Origin of the sequence: Bradyrhizobium sp. AUGA SZCCT0160, assembly GCF_018130105.1 — a bacterium.
Classification (GTDB): Bacteria; Pseudomonadota; Alphaproteobacteria; order Rhizobiales; family Xanthobacteraceae; genus Bradyrhizobium.
In genome coordinates this window covers 165,419-188,613 of sequence record NZ_JAFCMD010000001.1, presented here as the reverse complement: position 1 = coordinate 188,613, position 23,195 = coordinate 165,419, and the positions used below count along the sequence as shown (strand labels likewise).

Genomic DNA, 23,195 nt, shown 5'->3' with positions numbered 1-23,195 from the left:
AGAAGCGACATAAAGAAGAAGCAATGACTTCGGCTAAATCAATCGGCGAAACAGAGGAGGCTAGAATGAAGATTCCGTTCGCGTTATCGGCGCTGCTGATCACTGGGTTCTTGGCCGCGGGCAGCGAACCGGCCAGTGCCGTAGTATACTGCCAATACGTTTCGTATCCGGCGGGATGCGTCGTAAGACCCGGCGTCGTGCTGCGGCCGCGGCCAGTCGCGCGAGCCGTGGTGACCCCCGGCGTCGGTGCGGCTGGAGTTGGCGTACGGCCAGGGACAACGATGAATCGTGGCGGTCCCGTAAATCGAGTTGGCAGGCGCTGATATTCCGAAGTCCCGGTGCATGTTCGTCGTTGGCAGAAGCTGACTGTCGCAATGGTCCGCCTTTGTCCATGTTGCGTAAGCGAACGATCAGCGCCGTCGTTCGACCTACCGCGGGCGAGCAACCGCATAAAACGGGTCTGAGTCTGACAGGGATTGCGGAAGGGAACATGATTGCAACTGTAAGACGAGTGGCTCTGTTGCTGACAACGACCTTGGTTGTAACGCTTTTCGGTTCCTTGGCGTTGGCGCAAACCGCACCGGCCGGAGCACAGGCAACGGGCGTGCAAGCGTCTGGCAAGACCGATTGGCGGGAGCAGTACGCCTACACGCTGGGCGTACAGGCCTACATCTTCGGCTTTCCTTACGTATATCTACCAAGCCTGCGGGCGGATTGGGTCACCCGGCCCAAGTCCTCTAACGAGTTACCGCTGTATGCGCCGATCAATCATTTCAGCCATGTGAGAGCGCTGGCAGATGCGTCCTATCGGGGCGGCGGTTCGCCCAATCAGGACACGCTTTATTCGACAGCCTGGCTCGACGTCGGAAAGGAGCCGGTGATCCTTTCGCATCCGGACATGAGCGACCGCTACTTCGCATTTGAATTGGCGGGCGTGGACTCGGACAATTTTGCCTACGTTGGCAAACGCACCACCGGCGGGAGGGCTGGAAGCTTCGCCATCGTCGGCCCCGGCTGGAAGGGCGAACTGCCGGAGGGGGTTAAAGCATTGGCTCCGTCTCTGACACCGACCGTGCTGATCTTCGCCCGGCGCTGATCGACGGCCCGGCCGATGCGAAGACGGTCAATGCGCTGCAGGATCAGTACTCGCTGATTCCGCTCAGCCTGTGGGGAAAGAAGGATGCCGTGCTGCCGGCGAGCCGCGAAGTCTGGCAACCCTTCGATCCGAAAACCGATCCGCTCGCCGAGTGGCGGACCATGAACCGGGCGATGACCGAGAATCCGCCCGAGGCGCGCCTGGACAAGTTGGTCGGACTGTTCGCAAGGATTGGCGTCGGTTCCGGGCAGGACATCGATCAAATGGACGACGCGACCAAGCGCGGACTCGCGCGCGCCGCAGTCGATGGCCGACAGTTAATCAAAGCCGTCATCGATTCGGGCCAACTCGGCAGGCAGGTCAATAACTGGAACATTCCGCCGCGCACTTTAGGGCGCGCCGGGCTCGTGGACGATTTTCTGCTGCGTGCCTCGATACAGGCCATGGGCGGCATCCTCTCCAATGAGCTGGAGGAGACCGTTTACTACAACACGACAAAGGACAGCGCAGGACAGACCTTCGATAGCGGGAAGAACTACACGATTCGGTTCGCCCCCGGCCAACTGCCGATGGTCAACGCCTTCTGGTCGCTCACGATGTATGACCAGACCTTCAACTTCACGGACAACCCCCTCAATCGCTATTCGATTGGCGACCGCACCAAAGGCTTGAAGCAGGACGCCGACGGCGGCTTGACCGTCTACATCCAGCGCGCCTCACCGGGAAAGGACAAGGAGTCCAACTGGCTGCCGAGCACGCAGAGCGGCGGATTTTTTCTGATCCTGCGGACCTACATGCCTGGCGCCGAGATCATCGAGCAGAAGTGGGCGCCTCCTCCTGTCGTTGCGACGGCGCGGGAGACGAAGTAGTTTTCGATGGGAAGCGGTCGACTTAGTCGCAGCACTCTCCGTGGCTTCGTCCGTTTTCTTACTGAGTGCCATCACGAAGGGAGAGAATAAATGAAAATCCCGGCGCGGATAATTCTGATTGTCGTGGCGATGATCAGTCTACAATCAGAATCTCCCGCACAGGTGCCCAGCCTCTCGATCACGCCAGAGCAGTTGCAGGAGCTTGAGAGGAAGGGGTTTCAGGCAGACCCGAAGATCTTGCAGGATATCGCCACGGCCGGCCGACCACTTGGACGTTGGAAGGAAGGGCTCATGTTTGACGGCATCGCACCGATGCCGTGGCTGAAGAGCGCAGCCAACTGGACCCCGGGCACGGAAGAGGTGCAGCCGGAAGAAATCCGCGTGACCTTCATGGGGAGTTCGCCCTTGCCACGACCGGGCCAAATGGGCACGTCGATCTATGTCGAGCTTGGCAACGGCGACCGCTTCATCTTCGATTTCGGCCCCGGCTCCATCGCCAACTATTTGGCCTCCCGCGTACCGCTGAACCAGATCAACGACATCTTCATCACCCACCTGCATTGGGATCATTTCGCCTCAGTGCCCTATGCCTTCGTGTTTGGCGCCTGGGGTGGCCGCTGGCACGAAACCTTTCGGATTAATGGCCCCTCCGGACGGACTCCGAAACACGGCATCAGTCATATGGTGTATCATATGAAGGAGATGTTGTTTTGGCACATGGAGAACTTCAGTGCCGGTAGCCCGATTGGCAAAGGCTATGACATCGAAGTCAACGAGTTTGACTACAAAGATGACGGCGGCGTGGCCTACGAAAAGAACGGTGTTAGGATCACCCACTGGCAACAATCCCATGGCAGCGATGGCGCCTCGGCATATCGTCTTGATTGGAACGGCATGTGCGTCGCGTTCACCGGAGACGGTCGTCCCAATTCGCTGACAATAACGTACGCCAAGGGTTGCGACCTGCTGATCACCGAGATTCAGCCGGAGACGGTGGCCATCAGTTCGTCAGTGTCGGGGACCATGCCCCTGACTTCCCGCACCACCATTGATGGCTGGCACAATCCCGCCTACGCCGCGGGCTACCTCTACAATGAAGTCAAGCCGCGTCTCGCCATGGCAACTCACGTGTCCTACGACGAGTACGTGATGCCCGAACTGGTGGCAGAAGTGCGCCACCATTGGAAGGGACCATTTCAGTTCGGCGCGCCGGACATGGTCGTCGTGAACATGACCAAGGACAAAATCTGGGTGCGGGATGGCGTAGTGCCTAAATATCCGAACATGGCGCCGCCGCAGTTTGACGTCTCGACATCAGGCGGATTGATCATGCCATTGCCGCCAACAACTCGCCGCGACGTACAGTCACAATTCATTCGGGACGCGGAAATCTCTCCGCAGAAATACTATCCGGAGGGCTATCATCCCCAGCTGATGCCATGGTGGCCATCTGACAAGCCGATCTTCCTTCCCGAGACACTTGTGCCGGAGCAGATGAAGAAAAAGCCGAAGTAGGCATGCAAATAATCAGTGGCGATCCTCTCTTCCCAGGGGAATCTCGTCCTTGAGCGGCATTCGTGGTGGGAGAAGCGGTGTAACCGACACCGCATTCGTCAGCGCGCGGGGTCGCGGCAAACCTCCTCCAGCTTCGAGCAGCCGCCATTGCCATTGCCGAAATCGGCGGCGCGACCTCCCTAGGGCGCCCGGCGGCGTTTCGCTTGCAGCCTAGTCGGTCTTTTCGGCGAGCTTGCCACTGTATTGAAGACTCACCGCGCTGTAGGGCGTTAAGCCCCAGCTCTTAAGCTGCGGCGGCCGAACCATGCTGGACAGCGCTGGCTTAGGGAAGCTTGCGTTGCTTTAGCTTTTGAACGGTTATGCGCCATACAGCTCGCCTATGGGGCACAACGCTGGTGCACGCGGCCTCATCGGGCTTGCAAGAAATGCCCGATTTATTGGCTTATGTGTTAGGTGCGGTATCTAGGGGTTTTCGCCGGAAAGATCCTGCTGGCCGTCCTCAGCACCGTCGTCTCGCTTGCCATCTTCACGCTGCTGTTCACCGCGATCTACAAGGTGCTTCCGGACACGGCGATACCTTGGCGCGAGCTTGTGCTGGGCGCGTTCGTCACGGCCGTGCTGTTCGCGGGTGGAAAGTCGCTGATCGGAATCTATCTCGGCCGCGGCGCCCAGTTCGCCCTACGGCGCCGCCGGCGCGCTGATCGTCCTCATGTTCTGGATCTATTATTCGGCGCAGATCTTCCGCGTCGACGCCGAGCTCACCAAGCGAGCGCGCCCGCCGATCGTCGTCCTCGAGACGCACTTAACAGAGCATGAGATACTCCGTTTTGGAGGCGTTCAAAATGCCGCCGTTGTAACAAAACAGCACACTGCGAATTGCTTCGGTGGGACAGAGCATCGAAGCAAGATGACGCCATGCCGAGGAGTAAGGAATTTTTGTTTGGAGCAGATCGCCCGCGCGAAGCGCTTCGCCGCGGCCATGAATACTGAGGCAGACAAGGAGCGCTTCGAGCAGATGGCGGCCGACTACCAAAGCGAACTGGACGCCGCCGAAGCGGCTCCGGCTCAACCGTCCGCTCTCGTGGCGGCATCGGAAGAAGCGGCGGAAGATGCCGCTGTGGCAGAGCGGCAGACTGGCGGCTCTGATGCGACTTCGCAGGCAACAGCCGGTTCGGAGGATGAGCAGAAGCCGACTACGGATTGGTCCGCCGGACAGCCCAACGGACCCGGTCACATGAAGGCGATGACGAGGCCCATTCCGACGAGCGTATACAGGCCGGTCACTGTTATGCCGAGGCGGACTTCCGCTATCACGCCGTCAGAGGGACGTTTGATGGTCCGGGCGGGCATTCCACTTCTCCGTTCGCTTGTCCTGCCCGAATTGATCACTCCGTGCGCGGGATTTCGTTCCGATCCAAATCGCCGAGTGCTCAAGATGGGAACCAAGGGCGTGCACCGTAGAAGGCTGCCTGCCGACGAGAGCAGCATCGCCGTGCGGAGCCCGTCGCTGTTTGCATGACACTGGGCTTTTCCTTAAGCTCACTTTTAGTACACAAGCCGCGAGCGACCAATTGCTCGGCTCGATCTAGCCACGGGGGACACGTGTCGGATGTACCTCTCGTCCTCGTCGTGGAGGACGAATACTCGTTGCAGGGCCTGGTCGAGGAAGCGCTGCGGGACGGCGGCTTCGAGACCGCCATCCTTTCGTCGGGAGAGGAGGCGCTGACCCTGTTCAGGGGCAGGGTTGCGCCCTATCGCGCCCTCGTCACCGACGTGAACTTGAAGGGTTCGTTGAGCGGCTGGGAAGTCGCGAGGCAGATCAGGGAGATGGCGGCGGGCTTTCCGGTCATCTACATAACCGGCGCAAGCGCCGACCAGTGGACGTCGCACGGGGTTCCCGACAGCATCCTGCTGCAAAAACCGTTTGCGAGCGCGCAGCTGGTCACGGCGGTCTCCCAGCTTCTCAACGCCGCAGGGGCGGCGGCGACGTAGCACCGGGCCGCCGGCGGGTGATAAGGTCGGAACATTATCGCGGCAAACGTCTTTTACTCGTTGGACCACCGCCCGCCGTTTGAGTACGGCGCCTGTAGCGGATAGCCAAAGGCTCAACGCCCGCTGTTCAAAGACACGCGCTCGCGCGGATAGCCAAAGGCGGTGGTCCCGTTCCGCGCGGTGAAAGAACCAGCTTGAAAAAGCCGTCGAAAACCCGTGAAGAACTAGAGTCCGCCATCAGACATCAGCGGCTGGCCGACGGACCTGGCTATCTCGGTCGTGCCGCACGAAGACTCCTGGAAAGTCGAGATCATGAGGGATGGACCGCAGCGCGACGCGGATCGTTGCGACATGATCGAAGCCATTGCCGATCAGCTGCGCGGACAGTTCGACTTGAAAGCTTGACCGCCGAATCGAGCCGTACCGCTCGGCAAATCGCGACTTTCGCACCAGCAGGCCTTGCGCTCCCCCGGGAAAATTCGGCAAGCTTGGGCGGGAAGGGGCCGGTTCGGCCCCGCGTAGTTGCGTGGGCTGGGCAGTGAATTTCCAGGTGACCATCCTCAAGGTGCTGGCGAGCTACCCCGGCGGATTTGCGAGTCTGGCGGACGTCAAGCGCGACGTGGCCATTTTGGTAACCAGCGGACGGGAGTGGTCGGAACGCACCACGAAGCTGGCGGCGCGCTTGCCCGGTTTGGAAATCTTCGCGCAAGGTTTGGTCGAGCGGCGAGACGGCGGCTGGCGCATCACCGATGCGGGCCGAGCCGCCCTCGATGTGATGGAGAAGCCCGCCGCTCCCGAGGTGTCGCCGGCGCAGGTCGCCGCGCCGGAACCGTCGCCGGCGATCCCTCATCCGGCAAGCCTTGTCGTTGCCGGACCGGATCGGCGCCGCATGGAGCGACGACGGCGTCGCCGGAGGCCGACCAGACAACGGCGGACGGCGAACGCCTTCTAGGTAAGACTGGTCAGGAGCCTGCGTAAGGAACTTCAAGGAAGAAGAACGTTCGTCGCCGGCAGACCAACGCGGAGCGCCACTCCCCAGTGGGATTTTGATGACATGGAAAAATTACTGGAATTCATTCCCGGTCCCAAATTGCCGCTTCCGCTTCGCTACGGCCTGACGGTGGTCATCGTCATGATCTGCGCGCTGTTGCAAATCGGATTGCAGGCGCACTCGCGCTTCCCCGGATTCTTCCTGATGCTGCCGGGAATATTCTTGTGCGGTCTGCTGTTCGATCGAGGGTCAGGCTTTCTCGCCGCACTCCTCTCGGTGCTTTTCGCCATCTTCGGAATCTCGCCGGAACTCCATTCCTCCGAAGACATCCTGCCTTACACCTTGTTTGGCGTGACGGCCGCGGGGACAGCCCTTGTGGCGGAAGTCCTGCGCACCGTCATGATCAGGCTCGTCGAGTCGGAGCGCTCGAAGACGCTGCTGCTGCAGGAACTGGCGCACCGGACGAAGAACAATCTCGCTATTCTGGGCGCCCTGGTTCGTCTGCAGTCGAAGGATAAGGAGCCTGCCGTCGCCGAAGCGCTCGAGAACACGTCGCGTCGGATCATCGTCCTGGCGGAGGTGTACGATCACCTGATGCTGCGCGAGGACACGAAGGTGGTGGACGCGCGCCAATATCTCCAAGAGGTTTTCGAAAAGATCCAGAGCGCCCTCAACCCGGCAACGCCGATCGCCATCACCACGGAGTCCGACGAGTATTACATGCCGAGCACGCAGGCGGTGCCGCTCGCCATCATCGCCAACGAACTGGTCACCAACGCCTACAAGTATGCCTTCAGCGACGGCCGCCCGGGTCACATCCACGTCGCCCTGAAAGTGCAGGACGCGATCGAGCTGAGCGTGACGGACAACGGAATAGGATTTAAGGATTCGCAGACGCCGGAGGGGCTCGGATCGCGCATCATCTCACTGCTTACGCAGCAGCTCGGTGGCTCTCTGCACTATGAGCGCTTGGAAGCGGGCTGCCGCGTGGTGTTGCGCATACCCCTAAGCCCCTCGGTGAGTCCTGCGATAGCCGCGCCGGTCAGGATCTAACTTGGGACATCCTGTAACAGTTGCTGCAACGGCAGGCGGCGAGTGCCTCCTGCGCAGTATGTAGCAGCGGCGGCGCCCTAGCGCAGCTAAGCTCAAAATCATTCTCCGCGCACGCAGAAGGCGGAGCAACCGTTCCCGCGGTGCTCGTTGTTGCCGCACCGAGCCATGGCCAAGCCAACGCTTCGACTGGTTGTAGACAACACGCGCGCCTCGCGTGCGGTCTCGGTCCGGACGATACCCGCCGGTCTGCGTGATTGCCATTGAGGGGAGGCGGTGGCGCTGATTCAATCGCACTAGCCAGGCTAACGATCTTGAGGTGGCGGGCGTTCAGCGCTCGGACCTCATGAAAGGACTACGCTCGCTGACGAGCCTAATGTCCGTCCCTTCCCTCACGTCTGCTTTTGTTGACCAGGCCGTGGTGGAGTTGCGTATGTCACGAGTTGCGCGATGCTCCATGTAGAGTTGGCCGGTCAGCAGAAGCACGCCGGCCAACGCTATTGCCAGCATTGCCGATGGTAGTTCTGGATGTTCGTTCATCAGCTTCCTATTCCTCGAAACGAGATGGCTAATCCGTCACGTCCGCGCGACATCGTGCCACCATCCGAGGGGCCGCGCGAAAGCACTCCATCGCTAGAGGATGGCTCCGGGCGATCTCCGGTCAGTTGGACGAACAGACCTTGACCGTCTTCATGCCGGTCTCAGCTTCCGTGCGCGTCTTGTAGACGGTGCCCGAAGGGCTGACGACGGTCATCGACGCATCGGTGGGCTTCTTGTCGACGATCGTGCACTTCTTCGTTTTCACGTCCTGAGCGATGTAGAATTCGTCGGCGGCCAAAGCGGGAGCGACGAACGCGGCAACGAGACCCGCGGCGGCAATCAATCTAAATTTCATGAGTTTTTCCTCCACGAAACCCGGCTTTTTCGCCCGGCGCGGAATAACGGGAAAATTCGGCAATCGTTCCTTCTCAGGAACCTTGCGGCCGTGGCCGGATGTCCGCCGGGCGAATGGTTCCGACCGCGGTGTCCGTGCGGTTGTGACGGAGCGCGCTCCGGCGAGACCAGGTGCAGCTTAAGGCGTGCTCAGATCGTCTGGGACGTCGCCGAACTTCCGGATTACGGCAGCGTCGCCGAGAATCGCCGGTGGCGGGATCCCCGCTGAGGCTGAAGGCGACCGCGCCGACGATGCCGGGCTTTCGCGAAAGCGCCTCGGCCTTCATCACCGCCGCGTTCGGGTCGAAGCACTCGACCGCGTCGCCGGTGACGATGCCGTCATCGGGGCCATCAGAAGCGCGCTGGCAAGCCGATCACGCCGAAGGAAGGCCTGCTGCCGGCAACGTCGTCGACTTGAAGGGGGCGCTGCGCCGGAGCGTGGGCGGCGTCGCCGCGCCGGCGAAGCAAGGCAAGCCCGCCAAGAAGCCGCGCAAGGCGACGGCCGGGCAGAAGGAGATGCTGATGTCGCTCGAGGGAAAGAAGCCAAAGGAAGCGGCCGCCGCCAAGAACCGCAGCGGAAGTCGGCCTAAGCGGGAGGCCGGGGCCATCAGCCGGCGCCCCGGAATCATACGGAGCGCCCTTCAGTTGATCGTTTACGATCTCCGACTACGTTCTGGTTCGATGGACGACTACGATCCCCAACGCGAGGCCGAAGCGGCCATGAAGCTCGCGATCTCCACCGACGGAGTAGATCGGCAGGAGCTGATCCGGCTTGCCATGGCCTGGCGGGAACTCGCCCGCGCGCGGTCGGGGCCGGAAAGGCGCGTCGGCCGAGCGGCCTAGCCGCAATCTGGCGGGCACGCGGCGCAGCTATCGCCGATCGAATCCAAGACGTCCCGGATTCCGCAACCGCCTGGTCTGGAGAGATGCCGGCCGGCGGATCCTGGCGTGCGACGTCGCAGGCGCGCTCGCGGACCTGCGGGTCGGCGCGATCCTGCATCCAGCCGTGCTCCTCGCATTCGGGTATTGCATTGACTTCCTGCAGGACATTGATCGCCCAGCCGCGCAGCGTCCGGATCGACGGCTGCCTTTCCTTCGTCATCATCAGCATAGAAACCGCTTCTGCCGGGACGAATCTTTGCGGCCCGTTGACGTTCCGGGTTGCTAACACAAGGCTGGGATTCCGATTTGCGTGGGCTCGCGTTTTTCCTCGTGTTCCGCCAGCCGGTGTAAAAACGGCAGTCGGTCCCTGCTGCGCGGGAGCCAAGCGCAGCCAACTCAGTCGGCTCCTGAGCGATTTGGGCTCCCAATTGCTCTGGCGAGGCCCTCCTGCCGACGAAGAGCACATCACTCGCAGTTGGGCGGCGCCGAGGCTTTACGCCCGGGAAAGTTCAGGCATTTCGGGATCGAGTTCTTCCTGCGCTGTAGGCGGTCGGCAGGGAAGCCGCCAAGATGGGCGGGGTCATTGAAGCTGCGGCTTTCCCGGGATGAGCAGCTGCAGGATGCCAGCCAGACGTTTCTGATCCGAAATTGGATGGTTTGAAGTTCGCTCAAGCCTCTGCCGAAGCCGCTTTTAAAGGTTGTTAGGCTGCGAGAACACCGTGCATTGGGTGTGACGACCAATCGGCGGCATTGATTACCGATGCCTATGCAACGGTGGCCGTCGCATACCGCCGTGCCTCCGCGACCTATGCGGATGATCACGAGATGCAGAAATTAGGGACTGCAGCTGTGAATTGCTCACTATCGCGATGTCATATGTAACGGCAGAGAGCGTTGCCTAGGGGTAACGATGGTCGGCCTATGCCGATCGGTGAAAACAGATCGTGACGGCACATTGGACAAGTTACTAGCTGTAGAATGGGCCGAAGTGCTGATTCCAACCCATTCGGTCGCGGAGATGATACCTGCGGGGCACGGTGACGTTCCTGTCGCTTTTCATCATCTTACGATTTGTGATGGTGCGTCAGACATCAACGATCGGAATCGCCGACATTCTTGTTATCGTTGTAATCGCCGAGCCGGACAGAATGCATTTTACCGAAGGATTAGTTCTAGTTCTCACCATCGTGTTTTGGAATTCGTTCCTGAACTGGATCAGCTACCGGTTCAAAGTGTTCGAGTGGCTCCTATCTCCCCCGCCGATCCCGCTAATAAAAAACGGAAAGATGAACCGCCGCGGCATGCGTCAGGAGTTTATTACGGAGGAAGAGTTAAAGGGGCAGTTGCGTGGGAATTTCCGAACTTGCTGAAGTCAAAGAGGCTTGTCTAGAAGCTAACGGCGAATTGAGTGTCATCAAAACAGACTCCGCAACGGAAAATTCGAAACCTCCGAAGTCGAAGGCGAAGCCCGCCTAAGTAATTTTGTGCCGCCGCTTTCGCTCAGCAGCATGCGTGAGGAAGGGATGGCAATTTGTCCTTTTACAAGGAACGTCACCCAATCACTGTCCCCCGGCCTTAGAGAGCTTGATGGATAGGAAGGTGGTGGTTCACGGCTCTGCTGGTCGCATGTTTCGCGTTGGCTGCAATCTTCCGCGCGATTGTCAAAGCAGACCTTGCCCGAGAAGGATCCTTCCTGAAGGCCGCAGGTTGCCGTCCGGGACTGTCTTGATGTTCGGCTCATCATGGAGTGGACCGCGCACATGAGGTCGGAGCGCTAATCACGAAGGCGGCTATTTCAGATATCCGGTTTGAATCCGCCCAATTTGGGTGATCTCAAAATCGACGTCATGAACGTGGCCAACGTCGCAGCGGCAGCTTTGGCTTCTTCAAGCCGCGCCAGATCAAGTCCGTTGTCGTCCTTGGCCATGAAATGACTTCTGATTTCCAATCGCGCGCCCGTCTTTCGTGGGATTGCAAGGTTTTCCCAGCGGGAACCGAACGACCGTCCTGCAGTTCTGTCATGACAATAAGGGCGCTGAAAGTGCATGGCAGGAAAAATGGGTTCAGCCGCGTCCAAAAAGCGGTCCTCCGAGCGGGTCGAGGAAGCGGCTGCCAGGACGGAGAGAAGGCCTCTTCCTTTAGGTGCCGGCGCGCGCATGAATGGACGGGTCGTGCTTGCCCTGGCCCTATTTGGTCTTGCTGTGTGGACCGCCGCGAGTTTTCTGCCTGCGCTGATCTGGGCCACGATTCTCGCGATTGCCCTGTGGCCGCTTTACCTCAAATTTACGGCACGCTTTTCCTCAGGTTCCTCGAGCTTGGCTGCGTTCATCTTCACTGCAATAGTTGCTCTGGTCTTGTTCGCCCCGATGTCGCTTGCCCTTTACCAGATCGCGCAGCAAGGGGACTTGCTAGTGAGTTGGCTCAAGCAGGTCCGGGAGAGCGGGGTTGAAGTCCCGGATTGGGTTGCTCGTCTGCCGATTGCCGCGGAAAGTCTACAATCATGGTGGCGCGCCAACCTCTCGGACCCGAAAGCTGCCACCGCCTTGCTTCAAGCTGTCAACGCGGACAATGCGTCGGAGTTTTTCAAAACGTTTGGTGGACAGCTGCTCCATCGGCTGTTTCTGTTGTTATTCTCGCTCCTGACGTTGTTCTTTCTGCTCCGTAACGGCCGCGCCGTCGCGAGCCGCGTTCTTGAGACGTGTGAACGCCTTACTGGCGATGCCGGGGAGGGGCTAGTCGAGAAAATGGTCGATGCCACGCGCGGCACGGTGAACGGCACTGTTCTGGTCGCCGTGGGCGAGGGATTATTGATCGGCGTTGGCTACTTCGTCGCGGGCGTTCCGAATCCGGTGATGTTTACAATTCTGACAACGGCATTCGCGATGCTGCCATTCGGCGCATGGCTCGCCTTCACCACGGCGGCGGTGGCCCTGGTTTCTGGCGGCGGTAGTGGTTTTGCGGCAGTGGCGGTATTTTGCTGGGGCGCGATCATCATGCTTGCCGGCGATCATTTCGTCTGGCCAACTCTGGTCGGCGACTCGGCTCGGCTCCCGTTTCTTCTCGCCTTTGTCGGAATCTTCGGAGGCCTCGCTGCCTTTGGGTTGTTCGGATTGTTTCTGGGCCCTGTGATCATGGCGGCCTTGCTGACCGTGTGGCGCGAGTGGATATTCCGACCGGTTCCACAATAGGATTCTCCTGCGGCACCTCTGATCAAGCTTTGCTGTCGTGAGCGCCGACTTTCGGTCTTGGCAGGCACTTTTCGGACATGGCTCCTGTGGTGGGAGATGTTCCATCTGAGTAAGAAACAGACATCGTTATTATTTGATTGCGAAGGGCGGGTTCCTGCGCAAAGCGGCCGTTGGTTTCGGCTCACCGCGCGGGTCCATCCCGGAACTCTCCCTCACGGATGACGAGGTTGGGTGTCAACCTGTCAACCGTGTCAACTCAGATTTTGGGATCTGCGGCTGCCGACTTTTTGGGGCGCGCTTGGGCCGTATGGGCTGGGGGGCCGGGAAGGACCCGCTATTTTACAGCGCGCCGGCCCTGATCCGCTGTGCAATGGACCGGCCCGCATCCGTCGCTCCCCACGATAGGCGACCCTCAATCCCAGGCTGCGCATAGTATCTGGCAAGCTGGGTACGGATCAGTTCTTTCAATTCAACGTCGGCCATCTCACTAGCGCTTATGTAACAATCGTACATCGAGAGCGAATTCAGCACGCCGCGCTGCTTGATGGTCATCGACTTTGCGAATTCGATTTGGTCGTTGGTCAGTTTGGTCATTCTCTTACTCTCTAGGCATGTCCAAGCAGTCCAAGCACCGCCATGGCGCTTGGACTGCGAGAAACCGTTGCAAATTGCGGGTTGGTCTAGGGTGTCCTAGTGTCCAAGGATTTTAGAAGGATCAGAACAAAACAACCGGCATCGATACGGATGCCGGTTTCATTTTGCCTAACCGCATTGAAACTGTTGCAGCCGCACTCGCATGATGCCCATCCACTACTGAGGCTCATATTTTCCGGCAAATTCAACGTCCCGCTCTAGCCAGAGAGCATGAACGGCTCATTGCTATCGGCGCTATCGGCGCGATGACGCCAGTTGAGACGAAAACCGTCTCCGGGCATCTCCGGGCGCCGAGCCGGGGGATAAACAGTTGCAGACAATATAGCCCGGGAGGCGTGTCCCGACCCGGACCGGAAAGGTCTGTTTTAGCGGCGCAGTGACGGTTCTGCCGATCGAGTTGGCCCGGGTGGTGGGGGACACCGATGCTTGTGCGCGAATAAAAATCGTCAGGGGGAGGCGGCGAGTTTTCGCGAAACTACGCGAACCGATCGCTTCGCACCACCTCCACGTCGCTGATTGAAACGATGCCGATCTGACGGGAAATCAGCTTCGTGACACGCAGCAGGACATCATCGAGCCGTGATTCATCGAGAATGCACCAGACGACGTACATACCTTCAGCTGGCCCAATATGGTCGAGAGCCAGGCCCCGTCGCGACCGCTGGCGGAGTAGCCCGAGACCTGGGCCTCGTCCAATAGCGTCGTCAGGCGCTTGAGAAGGGCAGCCTCGATGAAAATCTCGACACGCTTTTTTCTATGGGTCTGCATCCTTCTATTTGCGCGAGCAGGTAGTGTCGCTGATCTTGTACCTGCCGCCGGAAAATTTGGGCCAGTCGCACGCGGTGCCGGACCTAATCATCTGTTCTGCGATGTCGACCTTGTCGAGGAAGCACTGTGCCACGATGCGGTCCCGGCTGGTAGGTCGGGACCGTCCATCGCAGACTGTGCCTTCACCCACTTGCAGGCAATGGACCGTCTTGCCCTCGATTATGCGCGACAGCACGCCGGCGGCCTGTCCGTAACCAGCTTGCCCGCGTTCGGGTGCGTCGATTCCGCAGATCCTCACGCGTACCTTGGAGCCATCGGCTTCCATAGTGAAGGTGTCTCCGTCCGACACGGCTAGAACCTTTCCCAGGTAGTCAGCCGCTATCGCTGGCGAACAAACAAATGCGGCGACCATTGCGGCGAGTAATCGCATTTCGGTATCTCCTGGCTACCGCCACATTCCCCGCATGCGAGCGCCTATATCCACCTTCGGCCCTTGGCCGGGTGCGCGCGCCGCAGTACCTGCAGGCGCAATCGGCCAGGAAGTCCGCTCGAACAGACCCAGCAGCTTTTCGGGAATGAAGCGCGTTCTGGAGGCAAAGAGATGGCGATCGCCCTGCGCATGCTGGCCATGGACGAAGAACCGCTGCGGAACCCCCAGATGAAGGTCGTCCTTTGCGCGGGTCATGGCAACGTAGAGCAGTCGACGTTCCTCTTCGATCTCGGCCGATGTGCCGGTACCGAGGTCGGAAGGCATGCAGCCGTCGACGACGTTGAGAAGATAGACCGATTTCCACTCTTGTCCCTTGGCGGAGTGGATTGTGGACAGGATCAGGTAGTCCTCGTCGAGTAGCGGAACGCCGGCCTGATCGCTGGTGGCGTCAGGCGGATCCAGCGTAAGTTCGGTCAGGAAGCCTTCGCGCGAAGGATAGCCGGACGCGATCTGCTCGAGTTGGAGCAAATCAGCCCGCCGCGTTTCAGCATCTTCATGGATGCGAGCGAGATGTGGTTCGTACCACAGGCGAGCACGCTCCAGATCGACGGGCCATTCCGAATATCGGAGATTGCCCAAGGTCTCGACGAAGCCCTTCCAGTCGTCGCCGGCGCGCGGCGGCGTCGCTATGCCCGCGAGCGCCGTGATCGGGTCGGCGTCTTCCGCCATGCGCTCTAGCACGCGCTGCGCTGTCGCTGATCCGACGCCGGGCAGCAGATGCAACAGACGAAAGCCTGCGACACGGTCGCGCGGATTTTCGACGAACCGCAGCAACGCCAACATGTCCTTGATGTGGGCGGCGTCGAGAAACTTCAGCCCACCAAATTTTACGAACGGGATGTTCCGGCGCGTTAGCTCAATTTCAAGCGGACCGCTGTGACTGGATGTCCGGAACAGCACGGCCTGTTCCTTGAGGAGCGTGCCGGACTCGCGATTCTCCAGGATGCGTTCGACGATGAAGCGGGCCTGGTCGGCCTCGTCGCGGACGGTGACGAGTTGCGGCTTGGCGCCGGACGTCCGATCGGTCCAGAGATTCTTGGTGTAGCGTTCCTTGGCTCCCCGCACCTGCAATCACCAGCAGCGGCGCCGCGCCAATCCCCCTGCTGCCCCGTGCTCGACCGCACGCCGTTGATCGGGATTGAGGGCTTCGAGGATAGGCGGTTGCCGTCTGCACCTTGGGCGTCCGTTCATGGTTGGAATAAACGACGGTCAATGATTCCAGCTTCGATCGCAACCTAGTCCTCCCCTCGAGGGTGACGCGGCTGCCAGCCGAGTTGGAGCAAGGTCGCGGAGGGGCGCCGCCCGGCCTTGGCGCATTTGCGGCAGCGCAGACGGCTTGCAAGATCGTGCACGAAGGTGGTCGGCGGATGCTTGAGGGCTGCCAGGTCGACATCGTTCGGGGTCTTGCACCGCGAACACTGGATTTCCAGCCAGGGAAAGCCACTGTTGATAGCCTGGTCAATTGTCGGCGAGGGGTCGATCGGCTCGCCATCGCTCCACATCCGCTCGTTCCAGCTTTCGCAGAGCAGCCTATCGGCCTGCTGGATCAGCGCAGCGCCCTTGGCTCGCATCTCTGCCGATTGCGCAGCCAGAATGCCGGTCATCGCACGTGCTTTCCCCAATTCCTTCGCCAGAGCCTTTCGGTCTCCGCCTGACAGCGGCGTGGGGTGGTGTTTTGGCGCCATCCGGACATCCAAGCGCAGACCAAACTCGGGGTGCAGGCTAGCTCATGTCAAATCCCGGCCAGCACCCGTCTTCTTCGTGTCTCCCGGTGCGCTGCTGGCAGGTGTTGTCGAGCAGCCGCTGTGCCACGTCTTTCCAGACCGCGTTGCCGCCATACAATCGGACGGCATCAGCGGTCTGGATTTCCACGGTCCGCTCGCAGCGGCGGCAGGAGATGCGCAGCACGTAACGCTGAATCTCGGAAAGACGCCGTTGCCGCATCTCGGCCCCGGTCGCATCGGCGCGAGGGTCTTTGAGGACCGAGTCCCAGTATTCCGCGGGGAGGGGCGCATCCGGAGCCGCAGTGGACGGGGTCGGTCTGCGGGCGGCTTCAGCCGCCAGTTTTGCCATCTGTTTTGGGGTCGGCATGCGCCAGCTAGCGGGTGGTCGGTCATTCCGAATTAGAACATAACAGGAACAAATGTCGAGTCTGATCAAGCCTATGTCGAAAAAATCATGCTGTGGGGAGGGGCGGCCTGTCGGAACCAAGCTTGGCCGTTCGTCTTGAATCCGGCACCAGTATTGGAGTTCCCCGTCATGGCCCCCCGCGCTAATTGGAAAGGCTTCCTGCGCCTTTCGCTCGTCACCTGTCCGGTCGCGCTCTATCCGGCCACGTCGGAATCCGAAAAAGTCACCTTCAACCAGCTCAACCGGAAGACCGGCCATCGGATCAAATACGCCAAGGTGGATGCGGACACGGGCGAGGAAGTCGCCAACGAGGACATCGTCAAGGGCTACAAGGTTGACACCGACACCTTCATCGAGGTGACGAAGGAGGAGCTCGAGAACGTCGCGCTGGAATCGACGCGAACCATCGAGATCGATGAATTCGTCGACCGCAGCGAGATCGATCCGAGGTATCTGATCCGTCCCTATTATCTGGTGCCGGACGGAAAGGTCGGTCACGACGCCTTCGCCGTCATCCGCGAAACCATCCGCGAGATGAACACGATCGCCATCGGTCGGGTGGTGCTGACCAACCGCGAGCACATCATCGCGCTCGATCCGCTGGACAAGGGTCTGATGGGAACGCTGCTGCGATACCCTTACGAAGTCCGCTCCGAGAAGGAGTATTTCGACGATATCCAGGACGTCAAGGTCACCAAGGACATGCTCGACCTCGCCAGGCATATCGTCAACCAGAAGGCGGGCCACTTCGACCCGGAAAAGTTCGAAGACCAGTATGAGACCGCCCTCGTCGATCTCATTAACCAGAAGCGCGCGGGCAAACCCATCGCCGCGAAAGAGCGACCGCGTGGCGAGAACGTCGTCGATCTGATGGACGCGCTGCGCAAGAGCATCGGCAACGAAGCGGCGGCAAGAGATTCCAAGCCGGCCAAGAAGCCGCGCAAGGCCGCCAGCGGTCAGAAGGAAATGCTGATGCCGATCTCCGGCAAGAAGCCAGCGAAGGAAGCCGCAGCGAAGAAGCCGGCCGCCAAGCCGCAGCGGAAGTCGGCCTAGCGGATCGTGAAGCACCCGGTGACGCCGGACGGTCGCTACTTCGTCGTCCGCGGTAGGCTCTGGCGGATGGCGAATCCCGGTCTCGACGACGCCGAGAGAGCCGATCTGGTTGGCCGGCTGATGGCGGCCCGGCGGGCGGTGCGCGATGCCAAGAAGAAAGCCGACCACGAAGCTGAAGGCGCCGCGCATAAGGCCGTGGACGAAGTCAAGCGGGCGCTCGGTGAGCGTGGCCCGGTATGGTGGGACGACGGCTCGCCGGATCTTAACCGGCACATGGCGAAGAACACGCTTTATGCCGACTGGTACGCAAAACTAGCTCGCTCCAACCGTGGAGGACTGTAAGTTGCCAAAAGCCGCTATTTTTGATCTGGACGGCACGCTTCTGGACTCGGTGGATCTTCACGCGCTGGCATGGCAAGAAGCTCTGCTCAAGTTCGGCCACGACGTGAACTTCGAGCAGGTGAGAGGCCAGATAGGCAAGGGGGGAGACAAGCTCATTCCGGTCTTCCTATCGGCTGACGAACAACGGGACTACGGCAAAGAACTGGAAGAATGGCGCGGCAATCGTTTCAAGACCGAGTATCTGCCGCTTGTGCGTACCTTCTCGGCGGTTCCGGACCTGCTACGACGCGTGCGCGACGCCGGACTTCAGATCGCCGCTGCGTCCTCGGCGAAGAAGGATGAAGTCGACCAGTATCTCGACATCGCAGGCATCACCGACCTGGTGGACCTGAAAACGTCTTCGGACGATGTAGAAGAATCCAAACCCGCACCGGACATCTTCGAGATCGTGCTCAAGAAGCTCAAGATCGAAGGCGCCGACGCCGTCGCGATCGGTGATACGCCCTACGATGCGGAGGCAGCGGGGAAGGCTGGCATTGCGACCATCGGCGTGCTTTGCGGCGGGTTTGCTGAGAGTTCGCTGAGGCAAGCCGGATGCGTCGAGGTGTATCAGGGGCCTGCTGCGCTACTAGCTCTTTTCGAACGTTCGTTGCTGCGCAAGTAGCGTCGTCGTGCCTCAGATCCTGCACCCTTGCTCAGCCCTCGATTTGCGAATTAGAAGCGATATGGCAGCGCTGACAAAGACTTCCAAGCGATCGACGTTGAGCGCCGGCATTCTGGCCTACCGGCAAGGCGCTCACGGGCTCGAGGTTCTGCTCGTTCACCCCGGCGGCCCGTTCTGGCGCAAGAAGGACGACGGCGCCTGGTCCATCCCGAAGGGTGAAATCGATGCCGCGGAAGATCCAGAGCAGGCCGCGCGACGTGAGTTTGCCGAGGAGCTCGGCAGCAGCGCCTCGATTGGCCGGCTGCAGGCCTTAGGGGAGGTTCGCCAGCGAGGAGGGAAACGCGTCATCGCATTCACCGGTGAGGGCCATTTTGACCCCGCGGCACTGGCGAGCAATACGTTCGATATCGAATGGCCGCCCCGAAGCGGACGGCGAGAGAAATTTCCTGAAGTCGACCGCGCAGAATGGTTTGATATTGAGTTCGCACGAACGAAGATGCTCTCCGGGCAAGTGGAGCTTCTCGATCGTCTTTTGGCGATCGCGGGCAAGAGCGCCGGGAAATGACGTTCAAGATTGGAATCATTTCGGACACGCATGGCCTGTTGAGACCCGAGGCGGAACAGCGCCTGGCGGGCGTCGACCACATCGTTCACGCCGGCGACATCGGGCGTCCCGAGATCGTCGACGCGCTTCGCCGCATCGCGCCCGTTACTGCCATCCGTGGAAACGTGGACAACGGCGAGTGGGCCCACGAATACCCCGATACGAAACTCGTGCGCCTGGCGGGAAAGTCGATCTACGTTCTCCACGACCTGAAGACGCTGCAGGTCGACCCCGGCGCCGGCATCGATGTGATCGTCTCCGGGCATTCCCATGTACCGAAGATCGATACGGTGGGCGGCGTTCTCTACCTCAATCCCGGCAGCGCGGGACCGCGGCGTTTCAAGCTGCCGATCACGCTCGCGACGCTCGAAGTCACGACCGAGGGCCTACGACCGGAAATTCACGACCTTGGCGGCAACTGAACGCACCGCCGCGAAGGGATCGCTATTTGCGCGAACGTTCTCGTTCGCGCACGACATCCTTCGCCCGCTTGTCGGACCTCAGTCCGAGGTAGACGGGCTGGCGCAGTTCGCCCTTGGCCGTCCACTCCGCGAATTTGACCTAGGCAACCAGCGACGGCCTGACCCAGGTCGTTACGGCCTCGTCCTTCACCTTGGCAGGAAAGGGCGATTTCGGAGCCGTCAGCTTCACGAGCTTGGCATGGAGGTCTTCCAGGACCTTATGGCTGAAGCCGGTGCCGACATGTCCGATGTAGCGCCATGCGGCGCCTTCCCGCACGGCGAGGACCAGGGCGCCGAAGAACGGCCTGGTGCGCCTGGGCGCCGTGAAGCCGGCGATCACCACTTCCTGCCGCTTTGCCGTCTTGATCTTCAGCCAATCCGGGGTCCGGCTTCCGGACGTATACGCGCTGTCGGCGCGCTTCGCCATGACGCCTTCCAAACCCTTCCGCTCTGCCTCGGCAAAGAATTTGGTACCATCCCCTTTGCGGTGAGCGCTGAAGGCGACCAGCTTGTCGCGCGGTAGAATCGCCTTCAGCCTCTTCTTGCGTTCGAGGAGAGGTTGCTTGCGCAAGTCCACTGCGTTCTCAAACATGAGATCGAAGGCGCAATACAGCAGCTTCGCTTCATGGCGCAGCGCGTTTTGAAGCAGCTGGAAATGCGAGACGCCGTCCTTTCCGATCGCGACGAGTTCGCCATCGATCACGGCGTCGCCCCTTCACGCCCTCCAGCGCTTTGGCGACTTCCATATAGTTGCGGCTGATGATCTTGCCATTGCGGCTGTAGAGCGCAACCTTGCCCCGGCGGATTTCTGCGATCATCCGGAAGCCGTCGTACTTGTCCTCAAAAACCCAGCCGGGATCGTCGAACGGCGCGTCGGTGAGCGTAGCGAGCATCGGCTGCAGGCGCTTGGGCAGGGTCGATGTCCGGCTCATTCGAGGGCAATCCTTTTAAGGGCGCGTTGCGAACTGCATGGAAGTCCTTCAAGGATGAAGGGAACGCTTCGAGGCCGCGTCGTGTTCCGCGGGCGCCGTGGCGTGCGCGACATTGACGATCGATCGGGAAGGGTGGCTCAGGCCGATGGCCAGGAAACTAAAAACCTACCAGACTTCGCTGGGCTTCTACGATCTGGCGATCGCGGCGCCGTCGATGAAAGCGGCTCTGGAAGCGTGGGGGGCGGATAGCAATCTCTTCCATCAGGGCGCGGCGAAGGAAAGTGACGATCCGGACGTCATCGCCGCGGCCATGGCGAAACCGGGCGTTGTGCTCCGGCGCCCCGTCGGATCCGAAGGATCCTTCGGTGAGCATGCTAAGCTGCCCACCAATCTAGGCGGCTCCGGGCCAAGGAAGGCCGCCCGCAAGTCGAAAGGCAGTCGAGCGAAGCAACCTTCCTCTAGCCCCGTCGACAAGGCTGCGGAGCGAAAGGCCGCTCTCGCCTTCGAAAAGGAGCAGAAGCGGCGTGAGCGCGAACGAGCGAGCGAAGAGGCCACCAGGCAGAAGGACCGTGAACGCCGTCAACAGGCGGTCGACAAGGCGCAGGCTGCGTTGGAGAAGGCCGAGCAGGAGCACGCGAGGCGGGCCGCCGCCATCCAGGCCGAGCTCGAGGCTCTCGAGCAGAGATCACAAACCGAGGTAGCCCGCTGGCATAAGGAGAAGGAGCGATTGCAAGCTGCGCTGCGGCGCGCGCGGGGCTAGTCAACGGCTCTTAGTGGCGGAGAGCGTACAGCATCCTTCTGCAAAAACCGTTTGCAAGAGCGCAGCTGGTCACAGCGTTCTCCAAGCTTCTGAACGCCGCAGGGCCGGCGGCGACGCAGCACCGGCCCGCCGGTGGGTGATAAGGTCTCGGTACATATCGCGGCAACGTCTTTGACTCGTTGGACTACCGCCCGCCGTTTGAGTAGGGCGCCTGTAGCGGATAGCCAAAGGCGCAACCCCCGCTGTTCATAGATGTGCGCTCGCGCAGATAAAATCGCGGCATCTCCATTCTCCGTCCCGCCGGCGAGGGTTTTCTGCTGACCGGTCCCCGGTCGACGTAGGCCCCAAGGGCGGCAGGCGGCGGCGTGGAAAATCGTTAACCAAGCCACCTATGGCCAGGCTGAAAAATTTTCAGGCACCCCTTGAAACCAAAATCCGGTTTTTTTATTTTTCAGTCGCCATCGCAAGATGGCTCCTGGGCGCCTGATGGGCCCGGGAAACCAGAGACGGGCACCGGTCGTGTCCGGTGCCGCTCGTACCCATTTTGCTCTTTGGAGGATCTGGCTATGCGCAGTTACGACTTCTCTCCCCTTTGGCGTTCGACCATCGGTTTCGACCGCCTCTTCGACCTCGCGGAATCCGCCCAGCGCGCGACCGAGGACAACTATCCGCCCTACAACATCGAACGGCTCGGCGAAGACAGCTACCAAATCTCGCTGGCAGTGGCCGGCTTCTCGCCCGACGAAATTTCGATCACGGCCGAGCAGAACGTCGTGACGATCGAAGGCAACAAGCCCGAAAAAGCCGAGCGCGAGTTCCTGTACCGCGGCATCTCGACCCGGCACTTCAAGCGGCAGTTCAACTTGGCCGACTACGTCCAGGTCAAGAGCGCCTCGTTCGACAACGGGCTGCTGAAGATCGAACTGGTCCGGGAAATCCCCGAGGCCATGAAGCCGCGGCGGATCGCCATCAACGGCAGCAACGTCCACCAGATCGAAGCCAAGGCGGCTTGAGCGAATACCCTCGGCGGCCCGGCCTCGTTGTGTCGGGCTGCCGCCCACACTCGTCTTAGAATGGAGGAAAACATGCGGCCGACGACCGCCATCCACGACAACGTTTTCGACTTCCAGGCGCTGCTGCACCCCGGCACCGTCTTCGAGCATCCCAAGGAGGTGGTATCGCATCCGGACCTGACGCTGGCCGAGAAGCGGGCGATCCTTGCTTCCTGGGCTTCCGACGCTTCAGCAATCGCCTCATGTCCCGCGTTGCGGGCTCCGGAAGGACTGAAGGCGCCTGTAAGCATTGACGCCATCCTCGAGGCCTTATGTGAACTCGATGGTGGCCCGCGCAACCCGCCTGGTGGCACGCCAAAGCGCCGGTTCTCGACGGCGCGGGCGCTGGCAGCTTGAGGAGGTACGCATGGACGATATCCGTTTACCTCGTCACGTGATCGACCGTCTGGAGCACCGCTGGGCGAACCGGCTGCAGCAAGACGCGAAGTCATGGAGCCAGAGGGGTAGGTCGGTCCGTTTACGCCATGTGCAGTCCAACGGTCCGCGAGACATCCCTGTTACCATCAGGCGCGCTCGTCGTGCTGCGGATGCCGTTAGGTTCGAATAGAACCGCAAGATTTCGAAAGCGATGGATGACCCGTACGATCTGGTGCTGGGCATGTTTGCCGTAGGGATCGCTGCCGTCATGCTGGTAGCGGGCGAACTCTACCTTGTGATGCGGCCCGATCCACCGGAAATCTACGCGCCACCGCCTTTGGTCGTAACGTCATCCATCAACTAGCGTAGCGTCGGGATGTCATACGATATG

General features: G+C 60.6%; 27 protein-coding genes and 5 pseudogenes. 22 read left to right on the top strand and 10 right to left on the bottom strand.

Features of this window, described 5'->3' with window-relative positions; all coding sequences use genetic code 11:
* Positions 1–65: 65 nt before the first annotated feature.
* The 9 genes from JQ558_RS37015 (at position 66) to JQ558_RS00910 (ending at position 7,516) form a co-directional block, all read left to right on the top strand.
* Complete coding sequence (locus tag JQ558_RS37015) at positions 66–323, top strand: hypothetical protein (protein WP_249142264.1); 258 nt, start codon at positions 66–68, stop codon at positions 321–323.
* Positions 324–490: 167 nt separating this feature from the next.
* On the top strand, positions 491–1,096 hold the full coding sequence (locus JQ558_RS00945; protein WP_212292584.1) for a DUF1254 domain-containing protein: 606 nt from the start codon (positions 491–493) through the stop codon (positions 1,094–1,096).
* Between the two features lie 89 nt (positions 1,097–1,185).
* Complete coding sequence (locus tag JQ558_RS00940; RefSeq protein WP_212292583.1) at positions 1,186–1,965, top strand: DUF1214 domain-containing protein; 780 nt, start codon at positions 1,186–1,188, stop codon at positions 1,963–1,965.
* Between the two features lie 90 nt (positions 1,966–2,055).
* Positions 2,056–3,480: a guanitoxin biosynthesis MBL fold metallo-hydrolase GntH gene (gene gntH / locus JQ558_RS00935; RefSeq protein ID WP_212292582.1), complete on the top strand. Its 1,425-nt coding sequence runs from the start codon at positions 2,056–2,058 to the stop codon at positions 3,478–3,480.
* Positions 3,481–3,933: 453 nt separating this feature from the next.
* Positions 3,934–4,296, top strand: coding sequence for a YhjD/YihY/BrkB family envelope integrity protein (locus JQ558_RS38270; RefSeq protein WP_212292581.1), 363 nt, complete (start codon positions 3,934–3,936; stop codon positions 4,294–4,296).
* Positions 4,190–4,999, top strand: a complete 810-nt coding sequence (locus tag JQ558_RS00925) for a hypothetical protein (protein ID WP_212292905.1) — start codon at positions 4,190–4,192, stop codon at positions 4,997–4,999. The genes JQ558_RS38270 and JQ558_RS00925 overlap by 107 nt, the downstream gene beginning before the upstream one ends.
* A gap of 83 nt (positions 5,000–5,082) precedes the next feature.
* A complete protein-coding gene (locus JQ558_RS00920; RefSeq protein WP_312014935.1) occupies positions 5,083–5,472 on the top strand; it encodes a response regulator in 390 nt (129 codons plus the stop codon).
* Positions 5,473–6,022: 550 nt separating this feature from the next.
* Positions 6,023–6,424, top strand: a complete 402-nt coding sequence (locus tag JQ558_RS00915) for a hypothetical protein (protein WP_409410476.1) — start codon at positions 6,023–6,025, stop codon at positions 6,422–6,424.
* 102 nt (positions 6,425–6,526) lie between these two features.
* Positions 6,527–7,516: a sensor histidine kinase gene (locus tag JQ558_RS00910; RefSeq protein WP_212292578.1), complete on the top strand. Its 990-nt coding sequence runs from the start codon at positions 6,527–6,529 to the stop codon at positions 7,514–7,516.
* A gap of 658 nt (positions 7,517–8,174) precedes the next feature.
* Here JQ558_RS00910 and JQ558_RS00905 read toward each other — a convergent pair.
* On the bottom strand, positions 8,175–8,408 hold the full coding sequence (locus tag JQ558_RS00905) for a hypothetical protein (RefSeq protein WP_212292577.1): 234 nt from the start codon (positions 8,406–8,408) through the stop codon (positions 8,175–8,177).
* 177 nt (positions 8,409–8,585) lie between these two features.
* A pseudogene (locus JQ558_RS37010) lies at positions 8,586–8,781 on the bottom strand (hypothetical protein).
* Positions 8,782–8,795: 14 nt separating this feature from the next.
* Here JQ558_RS37010 and JQ558_RS00900 point away from each other — a divergent pair.
* A pseudogene (locus JQ558_RS00900) lies at positions 8,796–9,046 on the top strand (Ku protein); the annotation flags it as partial.
* Between the two features lie 239 nt (positions 9,047–9,285).
* On the opposite strand, the pseudogene JQ558_RS37005 reads toward JQ558_RS00900, so the two are convergent.
* Positions 9,286–9,554: pseudogene (locus tag JQ558_RS37005) on the bottom strand (hypothetical protein).
* Between the two features lie 811 nt (positions 9,555–10,365).
* Here JQ558_RS37005 and JQ558_RS00895 point away from each other — a divergent pair.
* Both JQ558_RS00895 and JQ558_RS38265 read left to right on the top strand, forming a co-directional pair.
* Positions 10,366–10,698 carry a DUF421 domain-containing protein gene (locus JQ558_RS00895; protein ID WP_212292576.1) on the top strand — a complete coding sequence of 111 codons (333 nt, stop codon included), beginning with the start codon at positions 10,366–10,368 and terminating at the stop codon, positions 10,696–10,698.
* The gene (locus JQ558_RS38265; protein WP_409410475.1) at positions 10,676–10,804 is read left to right on the top strand and encodes a YetF domain-containing protein; all 129 of its coding nucleotides are present in this window, start codon (positions 10,676–10,678) and stop codon (positions 10,802–10,804) included. The genes JQ558_RS00895 and JQ558_RS38265 overlap by 23 nt, the downstream gene beginning before the upstream one ends.
* A 319-nt stretch (positions 10,805–11,123) precedes the next feature.
* Here the strand turns inward: JQ558_RS38265 and JQ558_RS37800 are convergent, their stop codons facing one another.
* On the bottom strand, positions 11,124–11,255 hold the full coding sequence (locus JQ558_RS37800; RefSeq protein WP_283814141.1) for a hypothetical protein: 132 nt from the start codon (positions 11,253–11,255) through the stop codon (positions 11,124–11,126).
* A gap of 118 nt (positions 11,256–11,373) precedes the next feature.
* Here JQ558_RS37800 and JQ558_RS00890 point away from each other — a divergent pair, with 118 nt between their 5' ends.
* A complete protein-coding gene (locus JQ558_RS00890; protein WP_212292575.1) occupies positions 11,374–12,516 on the top strand; it encodes an AI-2E family transporter in 1,143 nt (380 codons plus the stop codon).
* A gap of 339 nt (positions 12,517–12,855) precedes the next feature.
* On the opposite strand, the gene JQ558_RS00885 is transcribed toward JQ558_RS00890, so the two are convergent.
* The 5 genes and pseudogenes from JQ558_RS00885 to JQ558_RS00865 all read right to left on the bottom strand — a co-directional run bounded on the left by JQ558_RS00885 (position 12,856) and on the right by JQ558_RS00865 (position 16,519).
* The gene (locus JQ558_RS00885) at positions 12,856–13,110 is read right to left on the bottom strand and encodes a hypothetical protein (RefSeq protein ID WP_212292574.1); all 255 of its coding nucleotides are present in this window, start codon (positions 13,108–13,110) and stop codon (positions 12,856–12,858) included.
* 832 nt (positions 13,111–13,942) lie between these two features.
* Entirely contained in the window at positions 13,943–14,368 is a 426-nt protein-coding gene (locus JQ558_RS00880; RefSeq protein WP_212292573.1) for a thermonuclease family protein, read from the bottom strand.
* A gap of 15 nt (positions 14,369–14,383) precedes the next feature.
* Positions 14,384–15,484: pseudogene (locus tag JQ558_RS00875) on the bottom strand (ATP-dependent helicase); the annotation flags it as partial.
* Between the two features lie 179 nt (positions 15,485–15,663).
* A complete protein-coding gene (locus tag JQ558_RS00870) occupies positions 15,664–16,113 on the bottom strand; it encodes a hypothetical protein (protein WP_212292572.1) in 450 nt (149 codons plus the stop codon).
* A gap of 37 nt (positions 16,114–16,150) precedes the next feature.
* On the bottom strand, positions 16,151–16,519 hold the full coding sequence (locus tag JQ558_RS00865) for a hypothetical protein (RefSeq protein ID WP_212292571.1): 369 nt from the start codon (positions 16,517–16,519) through the stop codon (positions 16,151–16,153).
* A gap of 168 nt (positions 16,520–16,687) precedes the next feature.
* On the opposite strand from JQ558_RS00865, the gene JQ558_RS00860 reads away from it, so the two are divergent.
* From JQ558_RS00860 to JQ558_RS00840, 5 genes are all read left to right on the top strand, one after another.
* Positions 16,688–17,611, top strand: coding sequence for a Ku protein (locus JQ558_RS00860; RefSeq protein ID WP_212292570.1), 924 nt, complete (start codon positions 16,688–16,690; stop codon positions 17,609–17,611).
* 66 nt (positions 17,612–17,677) lie between these two features.
* Positions 17,678–17,953, top strand: coding sequence for a hypothetical protein (locus JQ558_RS00855; RefSeq protein WP_249142263.1), 276 nt, complete (start codon positions 17,678–17,680; stop codon positions 17,951–17,953).
* Position 17,954: 1 nt separating this feature from the next.
* Entirely contained in the window at positions 17,955–18,617 is a 663-nt protein-coding gene (locus JQ558_RS00850; RefSeq protein WP_249142262.1) for an HAD family hydrolase, read from the top strand.
* Positions 18,618–18,678: 61 nt separating this feature from the next.
* The gene (locus JQ558_RS00845; RefSeq protein WP_212292567.1) at positions 18,679–19,182 is read left to right on the top strand and encodes an NUDIX domain-containing protein; all 504 of its coding nucleotides are present in this window, start codon (positions 18,679–18,681) and stop codon (positions 19,180–19,182) included.
* On the top strand, positions 19,179–19,643 hold the full coding sequence (locus JQ558_RS00840; protein WP_212292566.1) for a metallophosphoesterase family protein: 465 nt from the start codon (positions 19,179–19,181) through the stop codon (positions 19,641–19,643). The genes JQ558_RS00845 and JQ558_RS00840 overlap by 4 nt, the downstream gene beginning before the upstream one ends.
* 22 nt (positions 19,644–19,665) lie before the next feature.
* Here JQ558_RS00840 and ligD read toward each other — a convergent pair.
* Positions 19,666–20,614 (bottom strand): annotated as a pseudogene (gene ligD, locus JQ558_RS00835) (non-homologous end-joining DNA ligase).
* A 145-nt stretch (positions 20,615–20,759) separates the two neighbouring features.
* On the opposite strand from ligD, the gene JQ558_RS00830 reads away from it, so the two are divergent.
* The 4 genes from JQ558_RS00830 to JQ558_RS00815 all read left to right on the top strand — a co-directional run bounded on the left by JQ558_RS00830 (position 20,760) and on the right by JQ558_RS00815 (position 23,168).
* Positions 20,760–21,374, top strand: a complete 615-nt coding sequence (locus JQ558_RS00830) for a cell envelope biogenesis protein TolA (RefSeq protein WP_212292565.1) — start codon at positions 20,760–20,762, stop codon at positions 21,372–21,374.
* 566 nt (positions 21,375–21,940) lie between these two features.
* Positions 21,941–22,387: a small heat shock protein HspD gene (hspD, locus tag JQ558_RS00825; protein WP_014492184.1), complete on the top strand. Its 447-nt coding sequence runs from the start codon at positions 21,941–21,943 to the stop codon at positions 22,385–22,387.
* A 72-nt stretch (positions 22,388–22,459) separates the two neighbouring features.
* Positions 22,460–22,783 (top strand): hypothetical protein, encoded by a 324-nt coding sequence (locus JQ558_RS00820; RefSeq protein ID WP_212292564.1) that lies wholly within the window; start codon positions 22,460–22,462, stop codon positions 22,781–22,783.
* Between the two features lie 232 nt (positions 22,784–23,015).
* Positions 23,016–23,168, top strand: a complete 153-nt coding sequence (locus tag JQ558_RS00815) for a hypothetical protein (protein ID WP_212292563.1) — start codon at positions 23,016–23,018, stop codon at positions 23,166–23,168.
* The last annotated feature ends 27 nt before the right edge of the window (positions 23,169–23,195 follow it).

Excerpts from the sequence above, each read along its gene's own strand:
- JQ558_RS37015 (WP_249142264.1), top strand. The coding sequence starts at position 66 with ATGAAGATTCCGTTCGCGTTATCGGCGCTGCTGATCACTGGGTTCTTG.
- JQ558_RS00945 (WP_212292584.1), top strand. The coding sequence starts at position 491 with ATGATTGCAACTGTAAGACGAGTGGCTCTGTTGCTGACAACGACCTTG.
- gntH (WP_212292582.1), top strand. The coding sequence starts at position 2,056 with ATGAAAATCCCGGCGCGGATAATTCTGATTGTCGTGGCGATGATCAGT.
- JQ558_RS00925 (WP_212292905.1), top strand. The coding sequence starts at position 4,190 with ATGTTCTGGATCTATTATTCGGCGCAGATCTTCCGCGTCGACGCCGAG.
- JQ558_RS00910 (WP_212292578.1), top strand. The coding sequence starts at position 6,527 with ATGGAAAAATTACTGGAATTCATTCCCGGTCCCAAATTGCCGCTTCCG.
- JQ558_RS00905 (WP_212292577.1), bottom strand. The coding sequence starts at position 8,408 with ATGAAATTTAGATTGATTGCCGCCGCGGGTCTCGTTGCCGCGTTCGTC.
- JQ558_RS37800 (WP_283814141.1), bottom strand. The coding sequence starts at position 11,255 with ATGGCCAAGGACGACAACGGACTTGATCTGGCGCGGCTTGAAGAAGCC.
- JQ558_RS00890 (WP_212292575.1), top strand. The coding sequence starts at position 11,374 with ATGGCAGGAAAAATGGGTTCAGCCGCGTCCAAAAAGCGGTCCTCCGAG.
- JQ558_RS00885 (WP_212292574.1), bottom strand. The coding sequence starts at position 13,110 with ATGACCAAACTGACCAACGACCAAATCGAATTCGCAAAGTCGATGACC.
- JQ558_RS00880 (WP_212292573.1), bottom strand. The coding sequence starts at position 14,368 with ATGCGATTACTCGCCGCAATGGTCGCCGCATTTGTTTGTTCGCCAGCG.
- JQ558_RS00870 (WP_212292572.1), bottom strand. The coding sequence starts at position 16,113 with ATGGCGCCAAAACACCACCCCACGCCGCTGTCAGGCGGAGACCGAAAG.
- JQ558_RS00865 (WP_212292571.1), bottom strand. The coding sequence starts at position 16,519 with ATGCCGACCCCAAAACAGATGGCAAAACTGGCGGCTGAAGCCGCCCGC.
- JQ558_RS00860 (WP_212292570.1), top strand. The coding sequence starts at position 16,688 with ATGGCCCCCCGCGCTAATTGGAAAGGCTTCCTGCGCCTTTCGCTCGTC.
- JQ558_RS00855 (WP_249142263.1), top strand. The coding sequence starts at position 17,678 with ATGGCGAATCCCGGTCTCGACGACGCCGAGAGAGCCGATCTGGTTGGC.
- JQ558_RS00845 (WP_212292567.1), top strand. The coding sequence starts at position 18,679 with ATGGCAGCGCTGACAAAGACTTCCAAGCGATCGACGTTGAGCGCCGGC.
- JQ558_RS00840 (WP_212292566.1), top strand. The coding sequence starts at position 19,179 with ATGACGTTCAAGATTGGAATCATTTCGGACACGCATGGCCTGTTGAGA.
- JQ558_RS00830 (WP_212292565.1), top strand. The coding sequence starts at position 20,760 with ATGGCCAGGAAACTAAAAACCTACCAGACTTCGCTGGGCTTCTACGAT.
- hspD (WP_014492184.1), top strand. The coding sequence starts at position 21,941 with ATGCGCAGTTACGACTTCTCTCCCCTTTGGCGTTCGACCATCGGTTTC.
- JQ558_RS00820 (WP_212292564.1), top strand. The coding sequence starts at position 22,460 with ATGCGGCCGACGACCGCCATCCACGACAACGTTTTCGACTTCCAGGCG.
- JQ558_RS00815 (WP_212292563.1), top strand. The coding sequence starts at position 23,016 with ATGGATGACCCGTACGATCTGGTGCTGGGCATGTTTGCCGTAGGGATC.